Below are 18,616 nucleotides of genomic sequence, written 5' to 3' on the forward strand. Positions count from 1 at the left end.
CGAGCCGGGCCGCGCGGCTGATGTTGCTCAGTGAGCGGCTGGACGCCGCCCAGGCCGCGACCCTGGGAAGGACCGTACGTCTCCTCCTGCGCAGAAGTTGCGCCCGGGATGCACGATCTGCACGGCGCCGACCCCCTGGGAGGACGCCTGCCGGGGGGACGCCAGGCTGCGGATGCGCCGGGTGGCCTCTTCGAGAGCCGTCGCGTCGAGCACGTTCGCCGAGCCCGACGCGACGCAGATCTTCAGCACCCGCCCTTTCACGGACGTGAAGGCTTCGCTCACAACTGGTCCCTCCTGGGTCCGTTGGGGCGTGAGTGCTGGGGGAGCGCTGCTCGGCGCCGCTACCCGGCCCGGCCGGAGGGGCCGACGGGTGCTGAGGTCGGAGTCGCCGGGCGGGCTGCCGCGGATCGGCGGCCTTCCGCTCGCTGCCGGACGAAGTGTTCGGCTCGTTCGCGGAACTCCGGTTGCTGCAGCAGGTCGCCCTGGACCTCCGCCACCTTCTCGAGTTCGGCCCTCAGCGAGACGTTGGACGCCCGGCGCAGCGCCGTCTTGGTCGCGGCGACTGCCCGCTTGGAGGGCACGCTGAGCTCGCGTGCCTTGGCCAGTGCCGCGTCCAGCAGCTCGGCGTCCGGGTGAGCCGAATGTGCGAGGCCGATCTCGACGGCCTCGGCCGCGCTCACCGCCCGCCCGGTGAGCAGGAGGTCGGTGGCCCTGGACGAGCCGATCGCCTCGGTGACCGTGTACGCACCGCCCATTCCCGGGATGAGGCACATCGAGATCCACGAGCTCGAGAAGCGGCCCGACTCGGCGACGAGCCGGTAGTCGCACGCGACGGCGAGGTCCAGCCCGGCCCCGAGCGCAGGGCCGTTCACCGCCGCGATCACCGGGATGTCGAGCTCGCGGATGGTGAGCACGAGTCGCTGGTAGTTGTTGTAGATCGCCTCGACCGCGGCCTGTGACCCGTCTGCGGCGAGGGCCATCAGCGCGTCGAGGTCACCGCCGGAGCTGAACGCCCGCCCCTCGCCGGTGACGATCGCGACGCGTGAGCCCTGCTCGGCGAGCGTCAGCTCCTCGATGAGCCGCCGGGCGAGGGGCACGGTCAGGGCGTTCCGGTGATGCGGCCGGTTGAGCCTGATGACGGAGGTATCCCCGCGCACCTCGCTCGTGACGACGTCTGAGCCTTCTTTGTCGGTCATCTGGTGCTCCTGATCGTGTCGACTGCGAAGAGGCGGGGCGACGCCGGGTCCGGGGTCGGGGTCCGACCCTCAGGGCGCAGTCAGCGCCTGCTTCGTCGCAGCCAGGTCCACCTTGAGGCCCGCGTTGCGGGGGATCTCGTCGGTGAAGCGGATGACGGTCGGGACGCAGTACGGCGCCAGTGAGGCCCGCACCAGGTCCTTCAGCTCCGCCACCTCCGGGGGAGCGGCGCCGGCCACGACCAGCGCGCCGGGGACCGAACCGAGTCGCTCGTCGGGCAGACCGACCACGGCGACGTCGCGGACGGCCGGGTGCTTGCGCAGTGCGGCCTCGACGTCGTGCGGGGACACCTTGAATCCGCCGCGGTTGATCACCCCGTCGGCGCGGCCCTCGACCCACAGGAACCCGTCCTCGTCCAGCCGGCCGATGTCGTTGGTACGCACCCACGTCGACTCGCCGGCCTCGGCGCGCTGTGCGGTCCGCACGAGGAGCATCCCGGACTCGTGCGGACCGAGTGGCTCGCCGGTCTCCGCGTCCACGGTGCGGATCTCCACACCGTCGTTCGGGCGGCCGACGCTGCCCCGCTTGAGCGGGCCGAACTCCTTCCAGTCCGAGAGGGACCACACGGCGATGCCGCCGGTGAATTCGGTGGCGCCGTATGTGGTCAGGACCGGGACTCCGAACACCTCCTCGAAGCGCTCGCCCACGGCCACGTCCATGGGGGCGCCGCCCGCCCAGATCGCGGAGAGAGTCGACAGGTCGGCGGGGTCGACATCGGAGTCCAGCACCATCTTGACCGCGGCCGGGGGGATCCGGCCGTTGCGGACCTGGTGCTCCTTCACGAGCGCGGCCCACTGATCCACGACGAAGCGGTCCATCAGGACCAGCCGGCGCCCTCGCGACAGGCTCGTGAGCATCTGCCACATCCCGGTGACGTTCACCGGCGGGATGGCGAGGATGTCGACGGCCTTGCTGAACCTTGGCTCCTCGGTGAGGGCGATGCCGATCCGACTGTGCGCGAGGAGGGTGTGGTCCAGGTCGTCGAACGAGATCGGTACGCGCTTGGGCGGGCCGGTCGTGCCGCTGGTCAGCATCAGGAAGGCGACGGTGCCCCGCTGCCTGGCCGGCTCCCGGTCCGCGGCCGCCGGGTCCCGGGGCCGCAGCACCTGACCGTCCGACCCGATCAGCAAAGTGCCGGTGTTCCGGACGGCAGCGAGTAGCTGCTCGTCCTCGCGGTCCGCCTCGTCGACGATGAGGGCCGCCGGACGCAGCTTCTCGACGTCCTTCGCGACCCCGGCGGCAGGRAGGTGGGAGTTGAAGATGACGACACCGCGCCGGTTGGCCAGCAGCCCCAGGATCGACCCGATGACGCCGGGACGGTTCCGCACCAGCACGCCCACCTCACCGAGCTCGGCGAGTCCTGAGTCGGTGAGGGCCTTCTCGACGGCCTGGCTGATCGTCTGCAGCTCACCCCAGGACCACCATGTGCCGTCGTAACGCACGGCCGGAGTCGAATCTCCGTGCCGAAAAATCCACCGCAGGTGCTCTGCAACGTTCATCAATACCTCCCTACGTAGTACACTACGTTGACTAGGTCAGTCTAGGGTAGAGCGTGGGTGCAGCGCGGGCAGCAGAAGCATGTGCAGCGCGGTCCGCGCGCCGACGGCCGTCTGGTTGCGGTTCGATCAGTCCGTCAGCAGGTCGACGATCCGAGTGGAGTCGATCCGGCGCAGGTGCAATTCGGTGACGACCTGGAGGTGCTGGCGCCACTGCAGCTCGGCGTCGGCCGCGGCACCGGCCTCGACGAGGGAGACCAGGCGTCCGTGCGCCTCGTGCGCACGCCGGTGGTTCGCCGGACCGTGCCCGTCGAGGGGCTCGGACATTGCCTCGGTGTTGGTCCGAGCGATGATCCCCTCGATCATCGCCGCCATCAGGGCGAGCGCCCTGTTACCGGCCGTCTCGACGACCACCTGGTGGAAGTGGGCCGACGCGCTCCCGAATGCCTCGTCGTCGGACAGGGCGGCGGCCTCGGCGTCGAGTGCCGCCCGCAACACCTGGATGGCGTGGTCGTCGCGGGTCCGGGCGATGTGTCCGGCCGAGTGGGGCTCGATGACCAGACGGGCGTCCAGTACCTCCCCGACCGTGGCCCCCTCGGCCTGCAGGACCATTCCCATGAACCGCGCCGACACGTCGCGGCTCGGCCCGAGTACCCGCGCGCCGGCCTTGCCGCGGCGGATTTCGATCAGCGACTCCGACTCGAGGATCCGGAAGGCCTCGCGCAGCGTCGGGCGCGCCACGCCGTAGTGCTGCATCAGCGCGGACTCGGTCGGCAGCACGTCGCCAGCCGTCAGCTGGCCCCGGATGATGCGACGCCGCAGGTCGGCGGCCAGCGTTTCACCCGCCTTCGGGATGCGGAGCACCGCGCTCGTCGGCGCGTCGGCAATGTCCATGGAAGGCCTCGGATGCTGGTCGAGCGCCGAGGCGGTCTGCCGACGGCGACGTGTTTAGGCGATGAAGCCTATAGCGGTATACTTAGTGTACTAGGTCTAGTCGTCGCTCGGGTGATTGTGGTCCGTCCTCGACGGCGCCCTACGCTCGACCGGAGTCGGGAGGCAGCGTGTCAACGGAGCAGCCCGTCGTCCTCAGGAAGCTCGTCGACGATGTGGCAATCGTGACGCTCAACCGTCCCGCCAGTCGCAATGCGATCAACGGCGCATTGAAGGCCGAGCTGGACGACGCGCTCGCCTGGTTCGAGGAGTCGACCGAGGCAAGGGTCATGGTGTTGACTGGCGCCGGCTCCGCCTTCTGTGCCGGTCGTGACTTGAGGGACCTCACTTCGAGCGCGCCGACGGCCAGCCCGGCGATCCTTCGGCGGCCCAGGGTGAAGCCAGTCGTCGGCGTTGTGAACGGGCCCGCCGTGGCCGGTGGTTTCGAGATCGCGCTCGCTTGTGACCTGCTCATCGCCTCGGAAGACGCAACGTTCATCCTCCCCGAGGCGCACCTGGGGATRCTGCCTGCCGGCGGCGCCATCTTCCGGCTGATCCGGAGGTTGGGCAGTGCTCACGCCAATGACATCATGCTGACCCGGCGCGCGGTCACCGCGGCGGAGGCACTCCAGTGTGGAATCGTCAGCCGCGTCGTCCCTCGTGAGGACCTCGAGACGGCTGGCATGGTTGTGGCGAAGCAGGTCGCGGGCGCGCACCCGGCCGCCGTGGCGTCGATCCTGCGCGTGTCGCAGTACGCCTACTCCCTTGACAGCGAGCTGTGGGAGCACATGGACCGGGAGAAGGCCGACCTGAACCGCTCCGACGACGCTCGCGATGCCGCACAAACGTTCCTAGACCGCCGAGCACCGACACGGCGACCCTAGGCCGGCGCCCTGCTGGTGGCTAAGAGCAATCTCACGCCGTTGGGTCGTGTGACGGCCTTGGGTCGGCCGACTGACCCTCGGGGAAGCCGGCGATCTGTGCCGTGAGCCGCCCACATCACGGAACTGTCGACCGTCGGCATCTCGTGCACGGAGGTGTGTCGTGGGCGATTCTATTGCCACAGGCCCCCTCGGGACGCAGAGGGCTACGTCGTCAATGCCCGTRTGACATCCGGTGTCGGTTATGCTGCCCAGATGGCATGGGCCGCTGACTCTCGCCCTGATGAGGGTGACCTCACCGTCACGAAGCGCGGCCGAGCGCCGTTGTCCGACACTGTCGGCCGCGTGCGCTTGGCGCTCGACTGCGCTCGGACACGTCACGGCGTCTCGGTAATCGAGCTCGCGACCAAGCTGGGGATCACCGAGGGGAGCGCGAGCCGCCTGGCCAGCGCCCTGGCGCAGTGCGAGCTGCTGGAGCGAGACCCGGCGACCAACAGATACTCCCTGGGCCTGGCCCTGACGCACCTCGGCCGTGCCGCGATCGAGCAACGGCCGCTCACGATCGTGGCTCGGAGGCACCTCGAGGAGCTGATCCCGGTGATCAAGTCCTCGGTGAGCGTGGCCGTGCCCCGTGGCAACCGGGCCATGTACCTCGACTTCGTCGAGTTCCAGTCCGACGACGGGTTCACGGTCCCTCCCCGACCCGGTCGGACCCTGCCGTTCCACACGACCGCGCTCGGCAAGGCCATCCTCGCCGGTCGCCCTGCCGACGAGGTCGCCAGGGTCCTCGACGACTGCCCGCTGCCCGAGCTGACGGTGCACACCATCACCAGCAAGGAGGCGCTGCAGAAGGAGCTGGCGCAGATCGCCGCACAGGGCTTCGCGATCGACGACGAGGAGTCCCGGCTCGGCACGCGCTGCATCGCCGCGCCGGTCTGCGGCGAGGACGGCTACACCATCGCCGCCATCTCGAGCAGCAACTCGACGCACTTCATGACCGACGCGCGGATCGAGGCCATCCGGGGTCCACTGCAGACGGCCGCGCGGCGGATCTCCCGAGCGTTGGGCTCGCCCGAATCGGGTTGACGGACGGGACCGCTACCTCCCGGACTGCTTTGCGCAAGCTGCTTGCGCTGCCGTATGTGTCGTCGTACGGTCGTCTCGTTGACGAGCCTCTGGAACTCGCGTGGCGCCCCGGGCCGTAGGTGACCGGCGCCACGATCAGGACCTGCGAGTCGGGGCCGGTTCCTCAAACGAAGGTGACGATGAGCGACAATTCTCGATCAGCGCTGCTCGTGTTGGACCTGCAGCAGGCCATCTTCGCCTTGCACGGCAGTGACCCCGAGCTGCTGTCCCGGTTGCAGAGCGTGCGCTCCGCAGCACAGAAGCATGACATACTGACGATCTTCGTGCGGGTGGGATTTCGCCCCGGCCACCCCGAGGTCGGCGAGCGCAACCTGACGTTCGGCCGGGTGAAKGCTGCGGGTGCCATGCTGGGTACCGATGGCAGCACCCAGATCCTCGCCGAGCTCCAACCGACCGAGGACGATCTGGTCGTCACGAAGTCGCGGGTCAACAGCTTCCACGGCACTGACCTGGACCTCCTGCTGCGCGCGCACAATATCACCAACCTTGTGATCACCGGCATGGCCACCAGTGCGGTCGTGCTCACCACGGTCACCACTGCCGGGGATCTCGATTACGGCATTGTCGTCCTCTCGGACTGCTGCAAGGACAACGACGTGGAACTCCACGAGACTCTCATGACGAAGATCTTCCCGCGCCAGGCGTCGGTGATGACGCACGATGCGTGGATCGCCGGTCTCTGACAAGTCCGAGCAGACAGAGAAGTTCATAAGGAGTGCGCGGTGACTGGTAACGGTCGTTTACAGGGAAAGATTGCAGTGGTCTCCGGAGGCGCGCGCGGAATCGGCGCGGCGACGGTCCGCCAGTTCGTTCGTGAGGGCGCCGAGGTGTTGATCTGCGACCTTCTCGACGAGCAGGGCGGCGCGCTCGCCGCGGAGCTCGGCGAGCAGGCGCGGTTCCAGCACCTGGACGTCCGGAGCCCCGAGGCCTGGAAGCTCGCCATCGACCAGTGCGCCGCCAGCTTCGGCGATCCGAACGTCCTCGTCGCCAACGCGGGGATCATGGTCGAAKGGCTGCTGGAGAGCCTCACGGCGGACGACTTTCGCCGCGCGTTCGACGTGAACGTGCTCGGCGTCTTCCACGGCATCCAGGCCGTGGCCGAGTCGATGAAGAGGCAGGGCGGAGGGTCGATCGTGGTGACCTCCTCGCTGTGCGGGATACAGATGGCGGGCCCCGGAATGGGTGCATACGGCGCGTCGAAGGCCGCGAACGCCTCGGTCGCACGGCACGGGGCGATCGAGCTCGGCCAGTATGGGATTCGGGTCAACTCGGTCCACCCGGGCGGCGTGGACACCGACATGGGCCGCAAGCGGGTCGACGAGCAGGAAGCCCTCCAGAAGCTGCACGCGAACCTGCCCCTCGGTCGCATGGCGACGTCCGAGGACATCGCGAACACGATCACGTTCCTGGCGTCGGACGAGAGTGCCTACACCACGGGCACGGAGTTCGTGATCGACGGTGGCCTGCGGGCCGGCCGCAAAGCCGAAGCCTGACCACCACACCGCGCCCGCGGTCGGCCGCGGTGATCGTCGATGGCCCCCTCGGATCCCGGTGGCGTCTCCGCATGGGTGCGCCGGGAGGTGCGGGCCCGTGCAAGCGGTCGACCGTTCAGCCGCAGCGAACAGAGGATTTTCGACATGACGCAGATGCCCATCGGCGCCGCCATCGGTTGGTTGGCCGATCAGGATCCCGGGCGGCCTGCCGTGACCTGCGCGGGTCGCACCCTCAGTCGACGGCAGCTCGACCTGCGGACTAATCGCCTCGCGCGCGCGTACGCGGAGATGGGGGTGGTTCAGGACGACCGCGTCACGATAGCGCTCCCGAACGGCTTCGAGTTCGTCGAGTCCGCCATCGCCCTGTGGAAGCTCGGGGCGACTCCGCAGCCGGTGTCCAGGAACCTGACCGAACGTGAGATCGAGGCCATCGTCGAGCTCGCCGGCTCCCGGCTGGTGATCGGGCGGGCCGGTGAGATCGGCGTGCCGGAGGGCTTCGAGCCCTCCTCCGGTCTGTCGGACGCGCCGCTGCCCGAGCGTGTGGCGACCTCGTGGAAAGCGCCCACGTCCGGCGGGTCCACGGGTCGGCCGAAACTCATCGTCGCCGGCGCGCGCGGCGTCACCGACCCCACGGTGGCGCTCTTCACGCGAACCGAGATGCGGGTCGGCGACGTCCAGCTCGTTCCGGGCCCGCTTTACCACAACGCTCCGTTCAGCTACGCGTTCCAAGGGCTGTTCTCCGGTGGGCACATGGTCGTCATGCCGAAGTTCGACGCGTCTGAGGCCCTTCGGCTGATGGCGGAGCATCGCGTCCAGTGGATGCAGCTGGTCCCGACCACGATGCTCCGCCTCTGGCGGCTGCCGGAGGCGGAGCGGCTGAGCGCCGACCTGTCCGCGCTGCGGGTCGTCCTGCACACCGCCGCCCCCTGCCCCGCCTGGTTGAAGCAGGCGTGGATCGACTGGCTCGGGCCGGAGCGGATCGTGGAGCTCTACGGCGGCGCCGAGGGCCAGGGCATGACGGTCATCAAGGGCGACGACTGGCTGAAGCACCCTGGTTCGGTGGGCCGGCCGACGGGGTGCCAGATGAGGATCCTCGACCCGGAGACCCACGACGAGCTGCCGCATGGTGAGGTCGGCGAGGTGTGGATCAAGAGCGAGCAGCCGGTAGYGAGCCGGTACCGCTACGTCGGTGCCGAGGCCAAGGTGCTCGACGGCGGCTGGGACACACTCGGCGACATGGGCTCGATGGACGACGAYGGCTTCCTGTACCTCGCGGACCGGCGAGCTGACCTGATCATCTCGGGTGGGGCCAATATCTATCCGGCCGAGGTCGAGGCCGCTCTGATCGAGCACCCCGAGGTTCGGTCGTGCGTCGTGGTCGGCAAGCCGGACGAGGACTTCGGCCAGCGGGTGCACGCGTACGTGCAGCTGTCGAACCCGGAGCTCTCCGACGACGACCTGCGGGCCTTCCTCCGCGAGCGGCTCGTGAGCTACAAGATCCCCCGCTCCTTCGAGCGGGTGGACGAGGCTCTGCGGGACGACGCGGGAAAGGTCCGTCGGGCATCCTGGCGGGACCTGGCGGAAAGGAGCTGAGCCCATGCCGATGAACGGGATCGAGAAGATTCTCGCCCGGTCCTCCGGCGCCGAGACCGTGGCGCCGGGCGACATTGTGGTGTGCGAGCCAGACCTCGTGGTGCAGCACGAGGCGATCCTGCAGTCGCCCGGTTCGTGGTTCCGCCCGACCCGCCTGTTCGACCCGGACCGGGTCGCGCTGGTGTTCGACCACGCTGTGCCGTCGGTCAACGTACGCTTCGCCCAGGGCATGACCGAGGGCCGGCGGTTCGTCGACGAGTTCAAGATCAAGAAATTCTTCGAGGTGGGTCGGCACGGGATCTCCCACGTGGTGCTCGCGGACAGCGGACACATCCTGCCCGGACAGCTGGTCACGAACTCCGACTCGCACGCCGCGGCGGCAGGCGCCTTCAACTGCCTGGGCCGCGGAGTGGGAGGTCTGGACACCCTCCAGGCGATGACACTGGGCCAGGCGTGGTTCATCGTGACGCCGACGGTCAGGTACGAGATCACCGGAAGTCTGCAGCCGTGGACATACGGCAAGGACGTGCTCTTTCACATCGGCCAGGTGTGGGGGGRCCACAACGGGCTGAGCATGGAGTTCGGCGGTCCGGGGCTCGCGGGGATGCCGCTGAGCGACCGGCGGACCCTCTCGACGATGTGCGTGGAGCTCGGCGTGGACTTCGTCCTCTTCGAGTACGACGACGTCCTGGGTGACTTCCTCGAGGGACGGGCAGCCGGTCCCTACGAGCCCGCAGGGCCCGATGCGGACGCCAACTACGCGGACGTCCGCACGCTCGACCTCGACGCGATCGAACCCTACGTCGTGCTGCCCCACTTCCTCCCCAAGAACGCGCTGCCGGCGTCGCAGCTCGGCGAGGAGGTCGCCATCGACCAGGCTTTCGTGGGTTCGTGTGCCAACGGGATGCTGGCGGACCTGCGCCAGGTCGCGAACGTCGTCCGCGGCAAGAAGGTGGCCAAGGGCGTCCGGTTGATCGTCACCCCGGCGAGCCAGCAGGTCTACCTGGACGCCGTGCGCGAGGGCGTCGTCGAGACGATCGTGGAGGCGGGTGGTGTCGTCACGAACTCGACGTGCGGCGCCTGTTGCGGCCTCAGCACCGGGGTGATCGGGCCCGGCGAGGTGTGCCTGACCGCAAGCACCCGCAACTTCCGCGGCCGTATGGGCAGCCCGGACGCCCTCATCTACATGGGCTCACCGGCCACCGTCGCCGCGTCGGCGGTGCGTGGCGTCATCACCGACCCGCGAACGGTCGTCGACACGGACCAGGTGGTGTACGGATGACGACCTCGGAGAAGTCGCCGGCCCTCGTCCGGGAGGGCCGGGTCTGGATGTTCGGTGACAACATCGACACGGACAACATGGTGCCGATGCTTGCCGTGATGCAGTCCGACCCGGCGGAGCAGAAGAAGTTCTTCCTGAGCGAGATCCGGCCCGGCTGGATCGATCTGGTCACCGAAGGTGACATCTTCGTCGCCGGCCAGAACTTCGGGATGGGTTCCGCGCGCGCGATCGGACGCGTCATGCGACAGATCGGCATCGCCGGGCTCGTCGCGGAGTCGATCAACGGACTCGCGCTGCGCAACTGCATCAACTTCAGCCTCCCGGCGCTGCAGTATGCCGGGATCAAGGATCTCGTCACCGAGGGTGACGTCGTCCGGGTGGACTTCTCGTCCGGTTCGATCACGAACGTGACCACCGGTGCCACCGCCGTCACGGCGCCGCTGCCGCCGATGCTCTGCGGGATCGTCGACGCCGGCGGCGTCCTGGAGATGCTCAAACGGGAGGGCCTCGTCGAGGTGCCTGCCAAGGGCTGAGACCCCCACCGGAGCGCAGTGTCGACATGGCCTTCCTACGCGAGAGACCGTTGGGAGGACCGTCGGCAGGTACCAGGCTGGCCACCAGCGCGGACGTCCCTGAGGAGCGAGTCATGGGTGTCGGATTCACCGGTCTCGGTGCCATGGGCAGCGGCATGGCCGCGAACATCCAGAAGGCCGGGTACGACTTCACCGTCAACGACGCCAGGCCGGAGGCCGCCGGCGAGTACCTCGAACGCGGTGCCCGCTGGGCCGCGACGCCTCGCGAGGTCGCTGCGGAGTCGGACGTGGTGTTCACGTCGTTGCCGACGTCGGCGATCGTCGAACTGGTCACGGATGGACCGGACGGGCTCGCCGAGGGGCTTCGTCCCAGCACAGCGTGGTTCGACCTGACGACCAACTCGGTCGACGTCGTGCGCAAGCTCCCCAGCTGAGCGACGTCCTTCAGCGCTTTCCCGTTCTCGACGGCCTAGAGCTCTCCGGAGCTGACCGAACACTCTGCGTCACCGATGGACATCAAAAAGTTCCGTCGCGTGTCGCCCACGTCCACCCTAACTCCGCCGAGTCCGGTGCTCCGCCCTGCCGGGGTTTGGGGCAGGCCGACGGCCGACGGCGTCGTGGCGGGTCAGTCACCGTCCGACAAATGCAACCCACTTGCGCAGGCTCGGCGATCACGATAGCTTGACGGCTCCGCCACCGCCAGGGGTGGCACCCACGCCCGACGTGCACTTCCGAGTACTCCGCAGTGCCTGTTGCGTGCTACCGGCTCAGCGGCATCTCGAAAACGCTTGAGCCCACTTCCATGACCGTCCACGTTCAAGGATGAGGTTGAAATGAAGAAGATGAAAATGAAGAAGATGAGAAAAAACAACATGAGAATGAAATGGTGCGCGTCGTTAGTCGTGGCTGYGGCTGTCGTGTTGTCTGCGTGCAGCTCGGGGAACTCCACGGCCGGCGCATCAGGCTCCGACTCGCAGCCGGTCACGGTCGCGATCGTCACCGATCTCTCCGGACCGTCTGCGACGACCTACACGGGTACGGTGCCGGCGGCCAAGGCCTGGGAAGCGTGGGTCAACGGTCATGGCGGCATCAACGGGCGGAACGTCCGCGTGCTTGTGGTCGACAGCGCCAGTGACGCCGCCAAGGGGCTGGCGGCGGTGCAGAACGCGGTGCAGAACGACGGCGCGGTGGCAGTTGTCGCCAGCGACGGGGGTGTGACCGACTCGGCGATGGCGCCGTATCTCAAGCAGCGCACCATCCCGGTGCTCACGGCAAACCCGAGTAATCCGGCGTGGTTCACGACCCCAGGATGGTTCGCCCTCGGGATCCCGTTCAGYGACTTCGGAAGGAACGTGTCCCTCACCCAAGGTGGGCTGAACGCGATCAAGGACGGTGGCACGAAGTCCGTCGCAGCCGTGGTCTGCGCTCAGGCCGCGGTCTGTCTCGCCACGGGCTCGCAGGTGGGGAAGCTGGCGCCCGGGTTCGGTCTCCGCTTCGACGGCACGTTGAAGTACTCGACCTCGGACACCTCGTACACCGCGCAGTGCCTGGCGCTCAAGGAGCAGCAGACGGAGACGCTGTACCTCGTGGCCAACAGTGAACGCGCGGGAAAGTTCCGGCGGGACTGTCTGGCTCAGGGATACGACGCGAAAATCTTCCTGCCCGGGTACGGTCTGGGTCCGAAGATCCAGAAGGTGCAGGGGATGGAGGCGTTGGGTGCGGTGCCGACCGTGCCGTGGTACGCGGACGTGCCCGCCACAGCGACATTCCGCGAGGCGTTGACGTCGCAGAACGCGTTGGGCAAGTCCGACGAGACCTCGATGCAGTCCTGGGTGGYGCTGGAGGCCGTCAAGGCGGCGGCGGCCACGGTTTCCGGGTCGGTGACGTCGGAGACCTTGGTCGACGCCCTGTACGGTTTGAAGGACTTCGACGCCGGCGGCCTCTCGGCCAAGGTGAGCTTCGAGAAGGACAAGCCCTCCCCGGTGCTGAGGTGCTACTGGGTCACCGGGTACTCAGGCGACAAGTTCACGCTACCTCAGGGCTCCGACGCGAAGTGTCTCTGAGGTTCTCTTCGAGCCGGTGACCGTCGACGGATCGCCGGGGACGCACCGATAGCGTGGCGGGGCCGCCGGGCTCGTCCCGACGGCCCTTCCGCACGTCAGGGGCGAGCGGGCTACATCCGCGCACGTCGGGTAGCCCAGGGCTTTCATGGCGGTGATTGTCTGGCGGGTGCGTCGGAAATAGAAGTGCTCCTGAGGGCGTGAACCATCCATCACCAAGGAACACCTTCGTGGTGCACAGTACCGGTGTCTACCCGGATGTCCGTGTCGATTCGGCTGGGCGCGGTGTCGTGTCCRCGGCTGGTGGGCTGCTGCTGACCGAGACCGTCCGGGTCAGCGGGCTGGGCCATGAGCTGTCGGCGCAGCCGGTGCGGTGGCGGCCACCGCTGGCGAGGCACGATCCGGCGAAGGTGCTCACGGATCTGGCGGTGGCTGGGGTCGGGTGGTGACTGCCTGGCCGACGTCGCGCCGTCGCGTGCCGATTCGGAGCTGTTTGGGCTGGTCGCCGCGGATCCGACGGTGTCGCGGACGGTCGACCGCCTCGCCGGCGACGCCGACCTGGGGCTCGCGGCGATCGACCGGGCCAGGGCCCTCGCGCAACATCGGGTGTGGTCGGCCGCGGGCCGCCGGGCGCTCGATGCCGCGGCGTCCACCCCGCGCGACAGCCGGGCACCTGCCACGGCCACGCCCCGGCCCGCCGGCAGAACTCAACATCAACAAGGGTGGGCGGCCGTCCTGCTCGCACCCGACCGAGACATGCAAGATCCGGGCTGGCGTGTCGCGCGAACAGTTCGCTGCCGGGTCGCCGCACCTTGCTTGCGCAAGTTGGTTGCATAGGTCGCAGCCTGCGCCTAGAGTTATCGGAGTCAGCGCCGTCGGCGGGCGCCTCTGCATCGAATGGCCCGGCAATGGACGCGAATCCGTATTTCGGCCGTCGTTGGGACGAAGGAGCGATGAGTAGTGACCACTGTCGAGAAGGACAGTAAGCCGTTGATTATCGATGCCGATTCGCATCTGATCGAGCCGCCCGACCTGTGGACCTCGCGTGTGAGCGACAAGTTCGCCGACGCATGTCCGCGCGTCGAACGGCACCCCGTTACGAAGGCCAGCCACTGGCGCATCGGCGACCACTGGCTGTGGCCGGTGGGCCACTGGGGCCACGCCGGGTACTCGCAGTACGCGCCCACGCAGCCGCGTGAGATGGAGGAGATGGACCCCGCCGCATACGACGCCAAGGTGCGGCTGGAGCGGATGGACCAGTACGGCATCGACCAGGAGATCCTGTACCCGAACATCGTCGGGTTCGAGGCGCCCGTCCTGCGGGACCAGCTGGGCGGCGAGGCCGCGATCGAGTGCATCAAGGTCTACAACGACTATTCGCTGGAGTGGACCCAGGCGGACCCCGCCCGCCTGACGTCGATCGCGATGCTGCCCTACTGGAGCCGCGAAGCCAGCGTCGCCGAGATGCGCCGGTGCATTGAGAAGGGCCACCGCGGTGTGCTCTTCGCGAACAAGTTCGAGCGGATCGGCCTGCCGAACTTCTGTGACGAGTACTGGGACCCRGTGTACGCCGTCGCCCAGGAGCTCAAGATTCCGGTGAACTACCATGTCGGCTTCACCGGCGAGCTGGTCGACTACGTGACGCCCGAGAAGATCTTCGAGCGGCGTGGTGGTGGGAGGCAGGCTCGCCTGGACCGGGCCTTGGCGCACGCGTCGGGCGGGCAGAAGCACCTCGAGGCCGGCCGGATCATCACGAGCGGGATCTGCGACCGGTTCCCGGAACTGAAGTTCGTCTCGGTGGAGAGTGGCTTCGGCTACATCCCCTACTACCTCGAGTGCCTGGACTGGGAGTGGCAGGCGGGCGGGGCTCTGACCCCGGGTGAGCTGCTGCCGAGCGAGTACTTCCGGCGTCAGTGCTACGGCAGCCTATGGTTCGAGACGACGACGCTGCCGCTGCTCGAGCTGTACCCGGACAACTTCATGTTCTCGACGGACTTCCCGCACCCGACCAGCCTGTCGCCCGGACCAGCGTCCCCGGCGAAGGTCCCGAGTGAGCACGTCGAGAAGTACTACGGCGACCTCAAGCCCGAGACCCGCCGCAAGGTCCTGTCCGGCAACGCCCAGACCCTGTACGGGATCTGATCCGTCTATCTGACGGTCCGCGCCCTCGTCGACACGGGGGGTGCGCCACAATCACAGTTCGCACGCCGGCGCGATCGTGCGCCGGCGTGCGAACTGGCCACCTCGGCGGATACACGCATCGCGGCTGTAGGCCCCTTCGGTTCGCCCGCCGATCGTCGAGATCGGTCTTGCAGACAGGCCTGGATCCACCAACTTCGGGCAGTCGCTCTCACCCGCGTTCGCCGGTTCGCGCAGCCGATTTCCGACAACGCAGCGGAAGCAGGACGTCGGTCATGAACGGTTCGTCCGAGAGCGCATTCGTGATGGCGGGCATGGAGGGCAACCAGGGGGTGGCCTCGATCCACGTCGATACGGTGATCAGGAAACGGCTGCGCAGCAAGGGCACCGCGGCCAGGCCCGTCCGCTCGATCGTCCGGGCCATCGACCTCATCGCGTCCGGGCGATGGGACCTCCCGAAGATGGCCACCAGTAGCTGTCCGCTGGAACGTGCGGCGGAGGCCGTGGAGTCGCTGCAGTCCGCCGACCGCCCCGACCATGCGCGGCTCGAACCCGACCCGGCCCTCGTCCGGTACTAGGGACCTGGCACCAGGGCGGTTCTCCGGGCCGAGCGCCGGGTGGTGACAAGGCAGCATCGATCAAGCTTCCTCGGCTGGTCCGCTAGACCGGTTCAGGGTCTGGTACCGATTGGGGCAGCCGTGGCGACGCCGCTGAAGAGCGCATTCCATGATTTACGCAAGTTTGTTGCACAAGAGTATCCTCGATGTTAGGTTGCCCAGCATGAGTTGGGGGGTTCCCGCGGTCGAGAGTCTCGTCGGATTGACCGGGAAGGTGGYGATCGTGACCGGCGCCGGTGCTACCGGCGACGGGATCGGCAACGGGCGGGCCGCCGCAGTCCTGCTCGCGCGTCTTGGGGCTCGCGTGGTGGTTGTGGACCTGCGGGAGGACGAGGCCCAGACCACGCGGAAGATGATCGAGGCCGAGGGCAACGAGGCGATCACGGCGATCGCCGACGTGTCGGACCTCGGCGCGACCGGTGACCTGGTCAAGACCACCGTGGACACGTGGGGCCGGGTCGACGTGCTGGTCAACAACGTCGGGATCTCGGCTCCGCGGGTCGACGCCGTCGAGACCCCGCTGGACGATTGGAACCGGGGCCTGCAGGTCAACCTCACGTCGATCATGCTGATGGCGAAGCACACGGTGCCGATCATGATCGAGCAGGGGTCGGGTTCCATCATCAACATCGCATCGATGGGCGGGTTGTTCGGGCGGCCGGAGCTGATGTATGCCACCACGAAGGGTGGGATCCTCAACATGACCCGTTCGATGGCGGTCGCCCACGGCCGCCAGGGGGTCAGGGTCAACTGTGTCGCCCCGGGCCACGTCCATACGCCCATGGTCGCCCCGCACATGACGCCCGCATGGCGGGAGTCCCGGCGCGAGGCCACGGCGCTCGGGACCGAGGGAACGGGCTGGGATGTCGCCAACGCGGTGGCCTTCTTCGCCGGGAACCAGTCGCGCTGGATCACCGGGGCCGTGCTCCCGGTCGACGCCGGTGCCGGGTGCATGCCGCGCTGAGCGCCTGACGAAGACCGCGGACCACGGGCTCGCCGGGTGCACCGACCCACCCGTGCCCAATGTCAGATTGTCGCGAGTCGATAGTGGAAGGTGTTGGTCGTGGTGAGCAATCTGCCTATCGTGTCATCTGACGGGCATTGCGGTGCCGACCTGATGGCCTACCGTGGCTACCTGGAGAAGCGGTACCACGAGGAGTTCGACGCGTGGGCGGGTGAGTACGTCGACGCGTGGGCCCAGGTCGAGACAGACTTCCCGAATGCCGATCCCGACCGCCGACCGGGTGTCGCGTCCGCCGGAACGACCTACAACTGGGACAGCGCCCGTCGGCTCGAGCTGACCGAGGACCAGGGGGTGGTCGCCGAGGTGCTCTTCCCGAACACCTCGCCGCCCTTCATCCCGTCGGGATCGATCAGTGCGCCGGGTCCGCGTTCGTCTCGCGAGCTGGAGCTCCGCTTCGCCGGCCTGAAAGCGCACAACCGCTGGCTCGTCGACTTCTGCAACGAGTTGCCGGGACGCCGTGCGGGTATGGCGCAGGTATTCCTCGACGACATCGACCAGGCGGTGGCCGAGATCCGGTGGGCGCGCGAGGCAGGCCTGTCCGGTGTCCTGCTGCCCAGCGATCACACCCTGAAGCTGGTCAACCTCTACTACCCGGAGCTCGACGCGGTGTGGGCCGTCTGCGCGGAGCTCGACATGCCGGTGCACCGGCATGTGGTGATCCCGATGGAGTCGCCCGCCATCATCGGTGCGGGGGGCACCTGGGCCGGGGTCCTGGAGGTGCCTTTCTACAATGCGCKCGGGCTCCTGCACATGATCTGCTCGGCCGTATTCGCGCGTTTCCCGTCGCTCAAGTTCGTCATCACAGAGACGTCCACGGGGGCGGCGATCCCTGCTGTGCTCGCACACGCCGACGAGATCTATCGGTCCAAGTCCGGCAACCTCTTCAGCTTCGAAGAGGCCGTGTCGAAGTTGACCAAGTCGCCTTCCGAGTACTTCGAGAGCAACTGCTACCTGGGCGGTCCGCTCGACATGCTCGAGACTATGAATTCACAAGTTCCGAACCTGATGTTCGGAGCCGACATCCCGCACTCGGAGGGCACTGCGCCCTACACGCAGGAAGCGATCCAGGTGGCACTGGGYGGGCTGCCGGTTGACGAGCTCGAGAAGATCGCGTGGAGGACCGCTGCCGAGGTCTACGGTTTCGACACGGACCTGTTGCAGAGCGTCGCCGACCGCATCGGTCCGAGCCTCGAGACAGTGACGACGCCGCTTGATCCTAAGGACCGCCCGCAGTTCCCGCAGGACAGCCGCTCCCTCATCTTCGCGGAGACGTCGAACTCGCGCTCCTCGAAGGAGTATGCGTTCGACCGTGGCTGAGGCTCTTGGTCGGCGCGGGTCGGCGCGTCCACGTCGCCGGGAGGACAGCCTGCCAGTGGGTCCGAACTGCCTGGCAGCGCAGCAAGTGGGTAGCGACATGACGGCGCGGAGGATTGGCCGAGGCCCCCGAGCAGGTGCGGATTCCGTCTGACGGAGCCCGTCCCGATCGGGGTCTCCTGTCAAGTCGTCGGCCTCGGCAACGACGAGTCTCTCGTGCGCTCAGTGGCGACCGGCGGTTGCCGCTCGACTGTCTCGGCAGCGACTGCTGTATGTGATCCACGGTCTCCGGGTGCGTGGACGTGTCCGGCTCCCGGGGTCGGGTCCGCCTGCCAGGCGTCGCGACGCACTCTCCACCGTTCAAGCTCGACGACGAGGTCACAATGAAGAAACTCCGTTGGGGTGCATCGCTCACGATCGCGATGGTTCTGTGTTGTCCGCAAGTGCCTCCGGAGGTTCCGGGGACGGCGACTCCGGCACGGAACCGGTCGCCGTGGGCGTAGTGGTCGATCTGTCCGGGCCGAGCTCGAAGGCCTCGACCGGGACGCAGCCCGCGGCTAAGGCGGCCCAGAGCGCGTTGGGCCAGGCCGACGGGACCTCGATGATCTCCCGGGTCGGGCTGGAGGGCTTCAGGGCGGCCGCCTGCGCCGTCTCCGGGACGGTGACGTCGAGGAACCTGACGAATGCGCTGTACGGCCTGAAGGACTTCGACGTCGGTGGTCTCTCGCCCCAGGTGAGCTTCGAGGAAGGCAAACCCTCCACGGGTGGTGCCTGCTACTGGGTCAACGGCTACGCGGGCGACAAGTTCGTCCTGCCCCAGGGTCCTGACATGAAGTGCCTGATCTCGTGACCCC

At 68.0% G+C, this 18,616-nt stretch carries 18 protein-coding genes and 1 pseudogene; 15 read left to right on the forward strand and 4 right to left on the reverse strand.

All coding sequences use genetic code 11. The annotated features are described in order from the left end of the window. Positions 1-27: 27 nt before the first annotated feature. From BL253_RS41865 to BL253_RS25145, 4 genes are all read right to left on the reverse strand, one after another. Complete coding sequence (locus BL253_RS41865; RefSeq protein WP_131831564.1) at positions 28-282, reverse strand: hypothetical protein; 255 nt, start codon at positions 280-282, stop codon at positions 28-30. A 59-nt stretch (positions 283-341) separates the two neighbouring features. Then, complete coding sequence (locus BL253_RS25135; protein ID WP_076819676.1) at positions 342-1,196, reverse strand: enoyl-CoA hydratase/isomerase family protein; 855 nt, start codon at positions 1,194-1,196, stop codon at positions 342-344. A gap of 69 nt (positions 1,197-1,265) precedes the next feature. Then, positions 1,266-2,753 (reverse strand): class I adenylate-forming enzyme family protein, encoded by a 1,488-nt coding sequence (locus tag BL253_RS25140; protein WP_076819678.1) that lies wholly within the window; start codon positions 2,751-2,753, stop codon positions 1,266-1,268. Between the two features lie 126 nt (positions 2,754-2,879). Continuing rightward, positions 2,880-3,644, reverse strand: a complete 765-nt coding sequence (locus BL253_RS25145) for a FadR/GntR family transcriptional regulator (RefSeq protein ID WP_076819680.1) — start codon at positions 3,642-3,644, stop codon at positions 2,880-2,882. Between the two features lie 167 nt (positions 3,645-3,811). On the opposite strand from BL253_RS25145, the gene BL253_RS25150 reads away from it, so the two are divergent. From BL253_RS25150 to BL253_RS25220, 15 genes and pseudogenes are all read left to right on the forward strand, one after another. Further along, complete coding sequence (locus tag BL253_RS25150; RefSeq protein ID WP_081438674.1) at positions 3,812-4,564, forward strand: enoyl-CoA hydratase/isomerase family protein; 753 nt, start codon at positions 3,812-3,814, stop codon at positions 4,562-4,564. 321 nt (positions 4,565-4,885) lie between these two features. Further along, on the forward strand, positions 4,886-5,647 hold the full coding sequence (locus BL253_RS25155; RefSeq protein WP_076819682.1) for an IclR family transcriptional regulator: 762 nt from the start codon (positions 4,886-4,888) through the stop codon (positions 5,645-5,647). 179 nt (positions 5,648-5,826) lie between these two features. Beyond that, positions 5,827-6,390, forward strand: a complete 564-nt coding sequence (locus tag BL253_RS25160) for a cysteine hydrolase family protein (protein WP_076819752.1) — start codon at positions 5,827-5,829, stop codon at positions 6,388-6,390. 39 nt (positions 6,391-6,429) lie between these two features. Then, the gene (locus tag BL253_RS25165) at positions 6,430-7,200 is read left to right on the forward strand and encodes an SDR family NAD(P)-dependent oxidoreductase (RefSeq protein WP_076819684.1); all 771 of its coding nucleotides are present in this window, start codon (positions 6,430-6,432) and stop codon (positions 7,198-7,200) included. A 153-nt stretch (positions 7,201-7,353) separates the two neighbouring features. Continuing rightward, the gene (locus BL253_RS25170; RefSeq protein WP_241835107.1) at positions 7,354-8,793 is read left to right on the forward strand and encodes an AMP-binding protein; all 1,440 of its coding nucleotides are present in this window, start codon (positions 7,354-7,356) and stop codon (positions 8,791-8,793) included. Between the two features lie 4 nt (positions 8,794-8,797). Beyond that, positions 8,798-10,075, forward strand: coding sequence for an aconitase/3-isopropylmalate dehydratase large subunit family protein (locus tag BL253_RS25175; RefSeq protein ID WP_076819687.1), 1,278 nt, complete (start codon positions 8,798-8,800; stop codon positions 10,073-10,075). Beyond that, positions 10,072-10,608, forward strand: a complete 537-nt coding sequence (locus BL253_RS25180) for a LeuD/DmdB family oxidoreductase small subunit (protein WP_076819689.1) — start codon at positions 10,072-10,074, stop codon at positions 10,606-10,608. The genes BL253_RS25175 and BL253_RS25180 overlap by 4 nt, the downstream gene beginning before the upstream one ends. Before the next feature lie 113 nt (positions 10,609-10,721). Continuing rightward, on the forward strand, positions 10,722-11,042 hold the full coding sequence (locus BL253_RS25185; protein ID WP_076819690.1) for an NAD(P)-binding domain-containing protein: 321 nt from the start codon (positions 10,722-10,724) through the stop codon (positions 11,040-11,042). A 399-nt stretch (positions 11,043-11,441) separates the two neighbouring features. After that, positions 11,442-12,671: an ABC transporter substrate-binding protein gene (locus BL253_RS25190; RefSeq protein WP_081438677.1), complete on the forward strand. Its 1,230-nt coding sequence runs from the start codon at positions 11,442-11,444 to the stop codon at positions 12,669-12,671. A gap of 227 nt (positions 12,672-12,898) precedes the next feature. Then, positions 12,899-13,319 (forward strand): annotated as a pseudogene (locus tag BL253_RS39560) (transposase); the annotation flags it as partial. A gap of 309 nt (positions 13,320-13,628) precedes the next feature. Continuing rightward, positions 13,629-14,810, forward strand: coding sequence for an amidohydrolase family protein (locus BL253_RS25200; protein WP_076819694.1), 1,182 nt, complete (start codon positions 13,629-13,631; stop codon positions 14,808-14,810). A gap of 272 nt (positions 14,811-15,082) precedes the next feature. Further along, entirely contained in the window at positions 15,083-15,385 is a 303-nt protein-coding gene (locus tag BL253_RS25205) for an MDR/zinc-dependent alcohol dehydrogenase-like family protein (protein ID WP_076819696.1), read from the forward strand. 148 nt (positions 15,386-15,533) lie between these two features. Continuing rightward, positions 15,534-16,388, forward strand: coding sequence for an SDR family NAD(P)-dependent oxidoreductase (locus BL253_RS25210; RefSeq protein WP_241835104.1), 855 nt, complete (start codon positions 15,534-15,536; stop codon positions 16,386-16,388). Between the two features lie 99 nt (positions 16,389-16,487). Continuing rightward, positions 16,488-17,765: an amidohydrolase family protein gene (locus BL253_RS25215; protein ID WP_131831565.1), complete on the forward strand. Its 1,278-nt coding sequence runs from the start codon at positions 16,488-16,490 to the stop codon at positions 17,763-17,765. Between the two features lie 490 nt (positions 17,766-18,255). Further along, complete coding sequence (locus tag BL253_RS25220) at positions 18,256-18,612, forward strand: hypothetical protein (protein WP_131831566.1); 357 nt, start codon at positions 18,256-18,258, stop codon at positions 18,610-18,612. The last annotated feature ends 4 nt before the right edge of the window (positions 18,613-18,616 follow it).

Source organism: Pseudofrankia asymbiotica, assembly GCF_001983105.1.
Lineage (GTDB): Bacteria > Actinomycetota > Actinomycetes > Frankiales > Frankiaceae > Pseudofrankia > Pseudofrankia asymbiotica.

Coding starts and splice junctions, on each gene's coding strand:
- BL253_RS25135 (WP_076819676.1), bottom strand. CDS start 1,196: ATGACCGACAAAGAAGGCTCAGACGTCGTCACGAGCGAGGTGCGCGGG.
- BL253_RS25145 (WP_076819680.1), bottom strand. CDS start 3,644: ATGGACATTGCCGACGCGCCGACGAGCGCGGTGCTCCGCATCCCGAAG.
- BL253_RS25180 (WP_076819689.1), top strand. CDS start 10,072: ATGACGACCTCGGAGAAGTCGCCGGCCCTCGTCCGGGAGGGCCGGGTC.
- BL253_RS25185 (WP_076819690.1), top strand. CDS start 10,722: ATGGGTGTCGGATTCACCGGTCTCGGTGCCATGGGCAGCGGCATGGCC.
- BL253_RS25205 (WP_076819696.1), top strand. CDS start 15,083: ATGAACGGTTCGTCCGAGAGCGCATTCGTGATGGCGGGCATGGAGGGC.